We start from the raw sequence: 12,356 nt of genomic DNA, 5'->3' as shown, positions 1-12,356 counted from the left end.
CCAGCTGTTAACCATACACGCGGCAAATTCTGCCTAGCTGCGGACCTCGAGGTCCGTGTCAGGCGGAAGGAGCCGCGACGATGTCCATCAACGACCTCCCGGAGCTGTCGGCGCTTCGCACCAAAATGCAGTGGCACCAGGAACGCCAGCGCGTCCTGTCCGAGAACGTCTCCAATTCCGATACGCCCAAATTCCGGCCGCGCGACCTGGTCGAGCCGAAACTCGACAAGAGCGGGGCCGTCACGGGCTCGATGGGCCCCCTGGCGCTGACCCGCACCAGCGGCTCTCACATGACGCCGTCAGGCGCGGCTTCCGTATTCGACCAGAACAAGAACGCGGGCTTCGAAACCCGCCCTGCCGGCAACGCCGTCAATCTCGAAGAGGAGATGATGAAGGCCGCCAGCAACCAGATGGACTACGCGGCGGCGACCTCGCTCTATTCGAAGAGCCTGCATCTGCTCAAGACCGCGATCGGCAAGGCCTAGCCGCATGATCTTCGGAACAGAACAGCTAGAGAAGGCGCATCATGGCCAATGACAGCAGCGACTTCGCCCGCTCGATGGCGATCGCGACCTCCGGTCTGCGGGCGCAAGCCGGCCGCATGCGGGTAATCTCGGAAAACATCGCGAACGCGGATTCGACCGCGCAGACCCCAGGCGGCGACCCCTACCGGCGCAAGGTTCCGACCTTCTCCTCCGCGCTCGACCGCTCGCTGGACGCGCAGGTCGTCACCCTCGGCAGGATCAAGCCCGACCAGTCGAACTTCCGCGTCAAATACGAGCCGAACAATCCGGTCGCGGACGCCAGCGGCAACGTCAAATACCCCAACGTGAACTCGGTGGTCGAGATGACCGACATGCGCGACGCGCAGCGGTCCTACGAGGCCAATCTCAACATCATCAGTGCGACGCGCCGGATGATCCAGCGCACGATCGACATCCTCAAGAGCTGAACAGGATAATTGAGCCATGGCATCACCGACAATCGCAGCCAATGCTTACGCGAGCCTTGCCCGGGTGCTGGAGACCGGCGGTGCCGGCAAGGGCACCGAGGCAAGCGGGCAATCCTTTGCCTCGATGCTGAAGGACGCCGTCGGCAGCGTCATGGAATCCGGCCGCAAGGCGGACGCGCAGACGATCGCGATGGCCTCCGGCAAGGCCAACGTGATGGACGTCGTGACCGCGGTCGCCGACACCGACGTCGCGGTGTCCACGCTGGTGTCGGTCCGCGACCGCGTGATCGCGGCCTATGAAGACATCATGAAGATGCCGATCTGATGGTTCGGCGCTGGCGCCCGCTCCGGGCGTCATTGCGAGCGCAGCGAAGCAATCCAGGATCTTTCCGAGGCGGCAGTCTGGATTGCTCCGTCGCAAGGGCTCCTCGCAATGACGGGGAGGGGCCGGGTGGTCCTCGCCGGAGTGGTTGGGGATGAAAGTGGACAAGGAATTCTGCGAATGACCGGCCCCGAGACCCTCGACGTCGCGCGCGATGCCATCTGGACGATCGTGATCGTGTCCTCCCCGCTGATGGTGGTCGGGCTGGTGGTCGGCGTCGTCGTGTCGCTGTTCCAGGCGCTGACGCAGATCCAGGAACAGACGCTGATCTACGTGCCGAAGATCCTGGCCATCTTTGCCACGATGCTGCTGGCGCTGCCGTTCATGGCCGATGCGCTTCATTCCCACATGCTGCGGATCTCGTCGCGAATCATCGGCGGCTGAGGCAAGATGCAGCGATTATGCGCATCGACGTCTCGCTGCTGCCGGAGCTCGCCGCGTCCTTCATGCTCGCCTTCGCCCGGGTCGGCGCGATGGTGATGCTGCTGCCGGGGCTGGGCGAGACCAATATCCCGACGCGGATCAAGCTGTCGATCGCGCTGCTGCTCACGCTGATCATCCTGCCGCTGCATCGCAACGCCTACCAGGTCGACATGGGCTCGCTGGCGCCGCTGCTGGTCCTGATGCTGCATGAGATCGCGATCGGCATCGTGCTGGGCGCGACCGCGCGCGTGACGCTGTCGGCGCTCCAGGTCGCGGGATCCGTGATCGCGCAGCAGATGGGGCTCGGTTTCGTCACCTCGGTCGATCCGACGCAGGGACAGCAGGGTGTGCTGGTCGGCAACTTCCTGACTATCCTCGGCGTGACGCTGCTGTTTGCCACCGACAGCCATCATCTGGTGATCGCCGCGCTGAACGACAGCTATACGATCTTCTCGCCGGGCGAGACCGTGTCGAGCGGCGACGTCGCCTCGCTGGCGACGCGTGCCTTTGCGGCAGCGTTCCGCCTGGGCTTGCAGCTCTCGGGACCGTTCCTGGTGTTCGGCCTCGTCTTCAACATCGGGCTCGGCGTGCTGGCGCGGCTGATGCCGCAGATGCAGGTCTATTTCGTCGGCGTGCCGCTGTCGATCTTCGCGGGCTTCCTGGTGCTCGCCGTGGTGCTGACCGCGATGATGGGCACGTTTCTCGATTATTTCATCGGTGTCATGCACCAGATGATGCCGCTCAAGTGACAGGGGTCGAACGATGGCGGAAGACAACGATCCCGAAAGTCAAACAGAAGACCCGACGCAAAAGCGCCTCGACGATGCGCTCGAACGCGGCGACGTCGCCAAGAGCCAGGAGATCAACACCTGGTTCATGATGGCGGGCGGCACGCTCGTGGTCGCAACCTTCTCGGGCTCGGTCGGCAGCGGGCTGCTGACGCCGATGCGCAACCTGCTGGCCAACTCCTGGATGATCAAGACCGACGGCAAGGCCCTGCTCGCCCTGATGCAGCAGATCGAGCTCGCCGTGCTCGCCGCGGTCGGCGTGCCCCTGTTGATGCTGGTGCTGGCGGCCATCGCCGGCAACATGCTCCAGCACCGTCTGGTGTGGTCGGCCGAGTCCCTCAAGCCCAAGTTCAACAAGATCTCGCCCGGTGCCGGCTTCAAGCGCATCTTCGGCAAACAGGCGGCCGCCAATTTTCTCAAGGGCATCGGCAAGCTCGTTGCCTTGGCCGTGGTCATGACCATGATCCTGTGGCCGGAGCGGCATCGCATGGAGGCGATGGTCAGGCTCGATCCGGTCGCCATGCTTGGCGCCAGCACCAGCATGACCGTCCAACTGCTTGGCGCGGTGGTCGCCGCGCTCGCGATCGTCGCCATCGCCGATTATTTCTTCCAGTATCGCAGCTGGTTCCAGCGGCAGAAGATGTCGCTCCAGGAGATCAAGGAGGAGTTCAAGCAGTCCGAAGGCGATCCGCACATCAAGGGCAAGATCCGGCAATTGCGGCAGCAGCGCGCCAAGAAACGCATGATGGCGGCGGTTCCCAAGGCCTCGGTGATCATCACCAACCCGACCCACTATTCGGTGGCGCTGTCCTACGAGCGCGGCATGACGGCTCCGGTCTGCGTCGCCAAGGGCGTCGACAACCTCGCTTTCAAGATCCGGGAGATCGCGCGCGAGCACGACATCCCGATCGTGGAGAACGTGCCGCTGGCCCGCGCGCTCTATGCCACCGTCGAGATCGACCAGGAAATCCCGACCGAGCACTACCACGCGGTCGCCGAAGTGATCGGCTACGTCATGCGGCTGAAGCGCGGATTTGGCGCGGGGCGGGGATAAAGCACCCGAAAAATACCGGAAATGGCCGTAATCTGGGAATCAGCGTACCTTTCGCCCCTGCTGCCCTTGCACCTCAGGGTCCGATTCAGGCAGGGAGGACCCCACGCGCCCCGTGGCGCGTTGATTCTCTGCCGACAGGCCGCGCCAGCTTGAGATGACCGCCGAGACCGACCACGACCTCACACGCGAGCCCGGTGCGGCGCACGAGCCGTCGCCGCGCTCGGGCAGCATTGCGCTGGTGCTGCTGGTGGCCGCCGGCCTCGTCGCCGTCGCCGTCGGACTGATGACGCTCGGGCGGGTGCAGGCGCAGCCCTATATCCTCGGTGTCCTCGCCGTGCTGGCGATGGTCGGCCTGTTCAACCTGTTCGCGTTTGCCGCCGGCATCATCCGCTTTGCCGATCGCAATCTCGACGATCCGATCATTCGCCGCATTTCCGATCACGCCTTCGACGGGCTCGCGGTCACCGATGCCCGCGGCCACGTGATCTATTCCAATGCCGCCTATCTGACGCTGACCGGCGCCAGCGGTCCGCAGGACGTGCGCCCGGTGGAACGCGTCTTCATCGGCAACCCCGATGTCTCCGAAGCCGTGTTCCGGCTGCTGAAGGCCGCGCGAGAGGGCAAGCGCCAGCAGGAGGAGGTGCGCATCTCCGGCCACGACGGCAGCCAAGGCCGCTGGCTGCGCATGCGCGTTCGCCCGCTCGGCACTGAAAAGCGCGAGGCCAAATACGCGGTATGGTCGATCGCCGACATCACCCGTGACCGCGAGCGCCAGGAGGACGTGTTCCAGGAGCTCCAGCACGCCATTGAATATCTCGATCACGCGCCGTGCGGCTTTTTCTCGGTCAATCCGGCCGGTGAGCTCGCTTATGTCAACGCGACGCTGGCGAACTGGCTCGACTACGACCTCGCCGAGATCGGTTCGGGTGGCCTCAAGCTGACCGACATCGTCTCCGGCGACGGCGCCTCGCTGCTGACGTCGATCGTGGCGGTGCCGGGCGAGGTGAAGACGGAAGTCTTCGACATCGACCTGCGCATGCGCACCGGCAAGACCATGCCGGTGCGGCTCTATCACAAGCTCGCCTTCGGCGCCGATGGCGCGCCGGGGCCGTCGCGCACGCTCGTCATCAGCCGCGCCCGCGACGAGCGCAGCGATCCCGATCGTGCCGCCGAAGTGCGCTTCATGCGCTTCTTCGACCATACGCCGATGGCGATTGCGACCGTCGACCGCGCCGGCAACGTCGTGCGCGCCAATGCCCGCTACGCCAAGCTCGGCCAGGCGTTGGGGCTCGACAGCGCCTCCAAGTCGATCTTCCGCGCGGTCAATGCGCGCGACCGCCACCTCCTGATCGCGGCCATCAACCAGGCCGCCGAAGGCCAGGCCGACATCGCGCCGGTCGAGGTGGCGCTGGAAGGAACCAAGGAGCGCTGGGGCCAGTTCTTCGTCACGCCGGTCGATTCGGCCGAGAACGACGCGGAAGCCGCCATCGTGCACATGCTCGAGACCACCGAGCGGCGCGCGCTGGAGAACCAGATCAACCAGTCGCAGAAGATGGAGACGGTCGGCCAGCTCGCCGGCGGCATCGCCCACGACTTCAACAACGTGCTGTCCGCCATCATGATGGCGAACGACTTCCTGCTGAACGCGCACAAGCCGACCGACCCGTCGTTCCAGGACATCATGCAGATCAAGCAGAACGCCACGCGCGCCGCGACGCTGGTGCGGCAGCTGCTGGCGTTCTCGCGCCGCCAGACGCTGCGGCCGCAGGTGCTCGACCTCGGCGACGCGCTTTCCGATCTCACCATGCTGCTGCGCCGGCTGATCGGCGAGAAGGTCAAGCTCGACCTCGTTCACGGCCGCGATCTCTGGCCGGTGAAGGTCGACGTCTCCCAGTTCGAGCAGGTGATCGTGAACCTCGCGGTGAACGCGCGCGACGCCATGCCCGACGGCGGCAAGCTGATCATCCGCACCGCCAACGTCTCCACCGAGGACGCCGGCAAGCTCGCCTACAAGGGCATGCCGGCGGCGGATTACGTCCGGATCGAGGTCGCCGACACAGGCACCGGCATTCCCGCCGACATCCGCGACAAGATCTTCGAGCCGTTCTTCTCGACCAAGGAAGTGGGCAAAGGCACCGGCCTCGGCCTTTCCACGGTCTACGGCATCGTCAAGCAGACCGGCGGTTTCATCTACGTGGACTCCGAGCCGGGGCAGGGCACCTCGTTCCACATCTTCCTGCCGCGCCATCACGCCGAGCCGGAGGTGCAGGTCGAGCAGCCGGCTGTCGCCAGCGCGACCAATGGCGCCGCGAAGGACGCCGCTGCCGTCGAGGCCAAGCCGCGCACCGATCTCACGGGACAGGGCACCATCCTGCTGGTCGAGGACGAAGAGGGCCTGCGCGCGCTGAACGCACGTGGCCTGCGCTCGCGCGGCTATACCGTGGTCGAGGCCGAGAACGGCGTCGAAGCCATGGAGATGCTGGAGGAGCAGAGCGGGGCGATCGATCTCGTCGTCTCCGACGTCGTCATGCCCGAGATGGACGGACCGACGCTCTTGAAGGCGATGCGGGAGAAGAACCCCGACATCAAGTTCATCTTCGTCTCCGGCTACGCCGAGGACGCCTTCGAGAAGAGCCTGCCCGAGGGCCAGCAGTTCGACTTCCTGCCAAAACCGTTCACGCTCAGCCAGCTCGTGGCGGCGGTGAAGGAGACGATGACGAAGCAGGGCTGAGGGCGCGCTCTCGCCGCGCATCTCCGGCCCCGCCGGTAACCCGTAACGACGGTTTCCCCGCCGGATCCGGCCAGATCCCGCCCAATATGGGCTTTTGCCACATCCCCGCGACTGAGGGCCGCAGCCACAAGTTCCGAAACCGGCTTCACTTTTGGGGAAGTCTGCCCATCTTAAGAGCACGTCCCCATGCCGGGGATTTGGGAAACGAACATGAATTTCTCGCTACGCTCCCGCAATCTCTTCAAGACGCTCGCCGTCATGCTGGCGCTTGCGCTGCCGACAGCGCTCGTCATCTCGTCCGCCGACGCGCGCGTCGGCGGCGGCGGCTCGTCCGGTTCGCGCGGCTCGCGCACCTATTCCGCTCCGCCCCCGACCACGACGGCGCCAGGCTCGGCCTCGCAGTTCAACCGCACCTACACCCAGCCGGGCGCAGGCATGAACTCGGCTGCTGCCGCGCCCGCGCGCGGCGGCCTGTTCGGCCGCGCCGGCGGCTTCATGGGCGGCCTTGCGGCCGGCTTCCTCGGTGCCGGCCTGCTCGGCATGCTGTTCGGCGGTGGCCTGTTCGGCGGCCTCGGCGGTCTGTCCTCGATCCTGGGCCTGATCATCCAGATCGTGCTCGTGGTGCTGGTGGTGCGGCTGGCGATGTCCTGGTGGCAGCGCCGTCACGCGCCGCAGGCGGCCTATGCCAATGCCAATGCCGACGCGGGCGCAGCTCCCGGACCGCAGGCGAATCAGCGCAGCGGTCTTGCCGGTGGTCTTGGCGGCTTCGGTTTCGGCGCCAATGCCAACAACGCGCCGCTCGAGATCAAGCCGGACGATTACGAGGCGTTCGAGCGCCTGCTCGGCGAGGTTCAGGCGGCCTGGTCGAACGAGGACGTGGCCAAGCTGCACACGCTCGCGACGCCTGAGATGGTCTCCTATTTCGAGCAGGACCTCGCCCAGAACCGTGCGCGGAACGTCGTCAACAAGGTGACCGACGTCAAGCTCTTGCAGGGCGACCTCGCCGAAGCCTGGCGCGAAGGCGAGACCGACTACGCCACGGTGGCGCTGCGCTTCGCGCTCACCGACAAGACGCTGGACCGCAACAGCGGCACGCTCGTCGCCGGTAGCGAGCAGCCGGGTGAAGTCACCGAGGTCTGGACGTTCGCCCGCCGGCCCGGCAGCGGCTGGGAATTGTCGGCGATCCAGCAGACCAACTGATCGCAAAGCGATTGAAGACAAGGGCGCCGTGCTTCCCGCACGGCGCCTTCTCTTTTGCGCCCCCTGCATCGCGGCATCGGAATAAGCGGGGGTTCAGCGGGTTGAAATCAGGCAGTCAACGACAAACGACAAACAAAACGGGAGGACAACATGATCCGTATCAGGAGATCCCTGACGATTTCCGCGCTGGCCGCGGTTCCGCTTGCATGGTTTGCAGCGCCGTCGGCGCAGGCGCAGTCGGCCGACATGACGTTCTTCGTGACCTCCAGCGGCCCTGGCAAGGGTGCCGATCTCGGCGGCCTGGAGGGAGCCGATGCGCAGTGCCAGAAGCTGGCTCAAGCCTCCGGCGCCGGCGCGAAGACCTGGCGCGCCTATCTCTCGACACAGGCCGCCGAGGGCAAGCCGGCCGTCAATGCGCGCGACCGTATCGGCAAGGGACCGTGGCAGAATGCCAAGGGTGCGGTGATTGCCAAGGACGTGGCCGAGTTGCACGGTCCCGCCAACAACCTGACCAAGCAGACGGCCCTGAGCGAGAAGGGTGACGTCATCAACGGCCGGGGCGACACGCCGAACCGGCACGACATCCTGACGGGAACCCAACCCGACGGCACCGCGTTCGCGGCCGGTGACGACAAGACGTGCAAGAACTGGACGTCGAGCACGCAAGGTGCGGCGGTGGTCGGCCATGCCGATCGCCAGGGCCTGCGCGACGACGAACCGTCAAAGTCCTGGAACAGCTCGCATCCCTCGCGCGGTTCCGATGGGGGCTGCTCGCAGGCCGACCTGAGGAGCACCGGCGGCGACGGGCTGCTGTATTGTTTTGCTGCGAATTGAACTGAGGCCTGACACTCTCTCTGCGCGTCATTGCGAGGAGCTCAGCGACAAAATTGCGTAGCCATTTTGCGTAGATGCGACGAAGCAATCCAGACTATTCCGCCGAGACGGACTGGATTGCTTCCGCCTTCGCCGAAGGCCTTCGGCGGACAAGCCGCTACGCCCGCAATGGCGGCTATGTGGCGCGAGTATTCCGTCTCACCTGACGGAACCTCCGAAGGCATGTTACATTAGTTCGCACGTGTTCACGTTCGCGGACCCCTCCCATGACATACGAGCTCTATTACTGGCCCGAGATTCAGGGCCGCGGCGAATATGTGCGGCTGGCGCTGGAGGAGGCAGGCGCGGCTTACGTCGATGTCGCGCGCGGAGCGCGCGGGACGGCGGCGATGATGAAGATGATGGACGCGCGCAAGGGCACGCCGCCCTTTGCGCCGCCGTTTCTGAAGGCCGGCAAACTCGTCATCGGCCAGACCGCCAACATCCTGCTCTATCTCGGCAGCCGCCACGGGCTTGCGCCGAAGACGGAGGCGGGAAAGCTCTGGGTGCACCAGCTCCAGCTCACCATCACCGACTTCGTGGTCGAGATCCACGACACCCATCATCCGCTCGGGCCCTCGCTCTATTACGAGGACCAGAAGCCGCCGGCGAAGAAGCGCACGGCCGCATTCTGGGACGAGCGGGTGCCAAAATATCTCGGCTATTTCGAGCAGCTTCTCGACGCGAATGGCGGCGTCTATGTCACGGGCCGCCGGCTCACCTATGTCGATCTCTCGCTGTTCCAGATCGTCGCGGGGCTGCGCTATGGCTTTCCCAAGCGCATGAAGGCGTTCGAGACGGACGTGCCGGGCCTCGCCGGCCTGCACGATCGGATCGCTGCACGGCCCAACATCAAGGCCTATCTCGCAAGCCCGCGCCGCATTCCCTTCAACGAGCAGGGCATCTTCCGCCGCTACAAGGAGCTGGACGGGTAAAGCGTTTCAAGCGAAGTGGATACCGGTTCGCGTCAAGGAAACGCGGGCAGTTTCCTCGCCGATGATGCGCGAAGGGGGCCGGCGCCTTAGGGCAGGGAATGCCGGGGGCACATCGACGCGAACGGGAACAGCCGCGCGCCCGTGGCGGCGACCAGGACCAGGTTCGGCAATTGCGAAAGGACCGATCAGGCCAGCTGATCGATCCGCGTGCCCTGACCCGGAGGCAGCGGTACGGGCGGCTGCGGCTTGTAGGTCGGGTCGGCGTCCCTGGTCTTGGTCTGATCGTCCTGCTGCTTGGTCGTGTCGTAGCTGGGAACCACGATCGCGATCGGCGGCGGTGCTACGGTAGAAACCTTCATCCGCAAATCCTCACATATGGAAACAATTCAGCCTGCGCTGTGAGGAGCGAAAATTCCTTCAAGGCGATCGTTAAAATGCGAGGGATTTGGCGGGAGGATCGCGGTGTTTGCGTCATCCGCATACGACAAGTCTCCCCCCGTCATTGCGAGGAGCTCTCGCGACGAAGCAATCCAGACTGTCTCCACGGAGAAATTTCTGGATTGCTTCGCTTCGCTCGCAATGACGGAGTCGGTGGCGGGCAGCGACGCGTCACATGTGGACTGTGCGCGCAGCAAGTGCAGGGAGAGAGCCGCCGCCTATTCGTCCTTGCCGCGCGTGATCGCGATCGACGCCTCCGTCTTGGTGCGGATGCATTCCATGTTGAGCCGGCGATAGCGCATGCTGACCTTGTCGCCGCGGAGCAGGCCCATGCGCTTCAGGCAGCGTGTCGCGCCCGTCGTGGTGTCGTCCTTGGTCACGGTGAAGACGATCGCGGCCATCGATCCCACCAGCGTATAGAACTCCGGCTTGGGCTTGCGATCGCCCTTGGCGTAGAGCTCGATGGAATACTTGTCGCCGCGGCAACTCACGGAGAGCTCCTTGGCCGCCGGGTGCGTCATGTAAACGACGTTTGCGGCACGGAAATTCACCTTCAGGCGGTCGACCTGGTTCGCCAGCTCCTTGGCGCTGTCATCGCAGCGGTCGGCCCGGGCCGGCGAGGTGAGGGTCACAAGGCCGGTGATGGCGGCGGCGACCAGGATCGCGCCGCGGACGTTCAGTTTCAATGTCATGATGAAAAGCCCCTTACGGCGCGCATTCAAGCGTCGGCGGACGCCAAGCGCAAGGGTGAGGGCTGGCCTTTCCACGTGCTGCGCCACGCCTTCTCAAGAGCGGGCGCCGCCCGCTCCCATGCGTCCCGGTCCCTTCCTTTTCCGTCCAAAATGGGCTTAGAACGCTTCTACGCGAGGGCCCGCGCGTGGCCCCAAACCCTGGATTCGCCCATGAACGCCCCGACCGCCTTCCCCGACCAGTCCAAGCCCGTTCCCCCCTACAAGCACACCCCCCTGTTCCCGCTGGGCAAGGACGAAACGCCCTACAGGAAGATTTCGTCAGAGGGTGTCAGGGTCGAGAAGGTCCTGGGCAAGGACATGCTGGTGGTGTCGCGCGAGGCGCTGCGGGCGCTGTCGGAGGCGGCTTTCGGCGACATCAACCATTACCTGCGCCCCGGCCATCTGAAGCAGCTCCGTGCCATCCTGGAGGACGATGAGGCCAGCCCCAACGACAAGTTCGTCGCGCTGGACTTCCTGAAGAACGCCAACATCGCGGCTGGTGGCGTGCTGCCGATGTGCCAGGACACCGGCACCGCCATCATCATGGGCAAGAAGGGCTGCAACGTCATCACCGACGGCGAGGACGAGGCGGCGCTGTCGGAAGGCGCGCGCGATGCTTACCTGCGCCGCAATCTGCGCTACTCGCAGGTCGCTCCGCTCTCGATGTATGAGGAGAAGAACACCGCCAACAACATGCCGGCGCAGTGTGAGATCTACGCCGAGGGCGACGATGCCTACAAGTTCATGTTCATGGCGAAAGGCGGCGGCTCCGCCAACAAGAGCTTCCTGTTCCAGGCAACGCCCTCGGTGCTGACCAAGGACCGGCTGCTCGCGTTCCTGAAGGAGAAGATCCTGACGCTGGGCACTGCGGCGTGCCCGCCCTATCACCTCGCCATCGTGATCGGCGGCACCTCGGCCGAGCTCTGCATGAAGACGGTGAAGCTCGCCTCCGCCCGCTATCTCGATGCGCTGCCGACGCACGGCTCGCCTGACGGCAACGCCTTCCGCGACGTCGAGATGGAGAAGGAAATCCACAAGATGACGCAAAGCCTCGGCGTCGGCGCGCAGTTCGGCGGCAAATATTTCTGCCACGACGTGCGCGTGATCCGCATGCCGCGTCATGGCGCATCGCTGCCGATCGGCCTTGGCGTGTCCTGCTCGGCCGACCGCCAGGTGCTCGGCAAGATCACCAAGGACGGCGTGTATCTCGAAGAGCTCGAGCACAACCCGGCGCAGTACCTGCCGCGGGTCGAGCAGTCGCTCGGCGGCGAGGTGGTCAAGATCGACCTCAACCAGCCGATGAAGGACATTCTGGCGACCTTCTCGAAATATCCGATCAAGACCCGGGTCTCGATGACCGGCACCATGATCGTCGCGCGCGATAGCGCCCATGCCAAGCTGCGCGAGCGGCTGGAGAAGGGCGAACCGCTGCCGGACTATTTCAAGAACCATCCGGTCTATTACGCCGGCCCCGCCAAGACGCCCGACGGCTACGCCTCCGGTGCGTTCGGTCCGACCACCGCGGGGCGCATGGATTCCTTCGTCGACCAGTTCCAGGCCGCCGGCGGGTCGATGGTGATGGTCGCCAAGGGCAACCGCGCCCCCGCCGTGCGGGAAGCCTGCAAGAAATATGGCGGCTTCTATCTCGGCTCGATCGGCGGCGCTGCGGCCAATCTCGCCGAACACTGCATCAAGAAGGTCGAGGTGCTCGAATATCCCGAGCTCGGCATGGAAGCGATCTGGCGCATCGAAGTCGTCGACTTCCCCGCCTTCATCATCATCGACGACAAGGGCAACGACTTCTTCAAGGAGTTGAATTTGGGCTGAGGCGGCGTTCCCCGCACGCTGC

The 12,356-nt window shown here is 65.0% G+C and carries 13 protein-coding genes; 11 read left to right on the top strand and 2 right to left on the bottom strand.

Annotated elements, in window-relative coordinates:
• Window positions 1–80 precede the first annotated feature (80 nt).
• From flgB to WI560_RS21560, 10 genes are all read left to right on the top strand, one after another.
• A complete protein-coding gene (gene flgB / locus WI560_RS21605) occupies window positions 81–485 on the top strand; it encodes a flagellar basal body rod protein FlgB (RefSeq protein WP_257175499.1) in 405 nt (134 codons plus the stop codon).
• Between the two features lie 41 nt (window positions 486–526).
• Window positions 527–952 carry a flagellar basal body rod protein FlgC gene (gene flgC, locus WI560_RS21600; protein WP_375159591.1) on the top strand — a complete coding sequence of 142 codons (426 nt, stop codon included), beginning with the start codon at window positions 527–529 and terminating at the stop codon, window positions 950–952.
• A 16-nt stretch (window positions 953–968) separates the two neighbouring features.
• On the top strand, window positions 969–1,277 hold the full coding sequence (fliE, locus tag WI560_RS21595) for a flagellar hook-basal body complex protein FliE (protein WP_257196237.1): 309 nt from the start codon (window positions 969–971) through the stop codon (window positions 1,275–1,277).
• Between the two features lie 177 nt (window positions 1,278–1,454).
• On the top strand, window positions 1,455–1,718 hold the full coding sequence (fliQ, locus tag WI560_RS21590; protein ID WP_007612284.1) for a flagellar biosynthesis protein FliQ: 264 nt from the start codon (window positions 1,455–1,457) through the stop codon (window positions 1,716–1,718).
• Window positions 1,719–1,735: 17 nt separating this feature from the next.
• Window positions 1,736–2,506 (top strand): flagellar biosynthetic protein FliR, encoded by a 771-nt coding sequence (gene fliR / locus WI560_RS21585; RefSeq protein WP_375304769.1) that lies wholly within the window; start codon window positions 1,736–1,738, stop codon window positions 2,504–2,506.
• A 13-nt stretch (window positions 2,507–2,519) separates the two neighbouring features.
• A complete protein-coding gene (flhB, locus tag WI560_RS21580) occupies window positions 2,520–3,599 on the top strand; it encodes a flagellar biosynthesis protein FlhB (RefSeq protein WP_375304768.1) in 1,080 nt (359 codons plus the stop codon).
• Between the two features lie 154 nt (window positions 3,600–3,753).
• Window positions 3,754–6,330, top strand: a complete 2,577-nt coding sequence (gene cckA / locus WI560_RS21575) for a cell cycle histidine kinase CckA (protein WP_028137448.1) — start codon at window positions 3,754–3,756, stop codon at window positions 6,328–6,330.
• A 186-nt stretch (window positions 6,331–6,516) separates the two neighbouring features.
• Complete coding sequence (locus WI560_RS21570; RefSeq protein WP_375304767.1) at window positions 6,517–7,530, top strand: Tim44 domain-containing protein; 1,014 nt, start codon at window positions 6,517–6,519, stop codon at window positions 7,528–7,530.
• Between the two features lie 150 nt (window positions 7,531–7,680).
• Window positions 7,681–8,364, top strand: a complete 684-nt coding sequence (locus WI560_RS21565; RefSeq protein WP_375304766.1) for a lectin — start codon at window positions 7,681–7,683, stop codon at window positions 8,362–8,364.
• A gap of 266 nt (window positions 8,365–8,630) precedes the next feature.
• Window positions 8,631–9,338: a glutathione S-transferase gene (locus WI560_RS21560; protein WP_375304765.1), complete on the top strand. Its 708-nt coding sequence runs from the start codon at window positions 8,631–8,633 to the stop codon at window positions 9,336–9,338.
• 185 nt (window positions 9,339–9,523) lie between these two features.
• Here WI560_RS21560 and WI560_RS21555 read toward each other — a convergent pair whose 3' ends face one another.
• A complete protein-coding gene (locus tag WI560_RS21555; protein WP_196236045.1) occupies window positions 9,524–9,697 on the bottom strand; it encodes a hypothetical protein in 174 nt (57 codons plus the stop codon).
• 297 nt (window positions 9,698–9,994) lie between these two features.
• On the bottom strand, window positions 9,995–10,468 hold the full coding sequence (locus WI560_RS21550; RefSeq protein WP_257196231.1) for a hypothetical protein: 474 nt from the start codon (window positions 10,466–10,468) through the stop codon (window positions 9,995–9,997).
• 210 nt (window positions 10,469–10,678) lie between these two features.
• Here WI560_RS21550 and WI560_RS21545 point away from each other — a divergent pair, with 210 nt between their 5' ends.
• A complete protein-coding gene (locus WI560_RS21545; protein ID WP_375304764.1) occupies window positions 10,679–12,334 on the top strand; it encodes a fumarate hydratase in 1,656 nt (551 codons plus the stop codon).
• Window positions 12,335–12,356: the final 22 nt, after the last annotated feature.

It is taken from the genome of Bradyrhizobium sp. A11 (genome assembly GCF_042077125.1).
GTDB lineage: Bacteria > Pseudomonadota > Alphaproteobacteria > Rhizobiales > Xanthobacteraceae > Bradyrhizobium > Bradyrhizobium japonicum_B.
The sequence above is the reverse complement of the archived record's forward strand: the minus strand, read 5'-3'. Positions and strand labels throughout refer to the sequence as shown.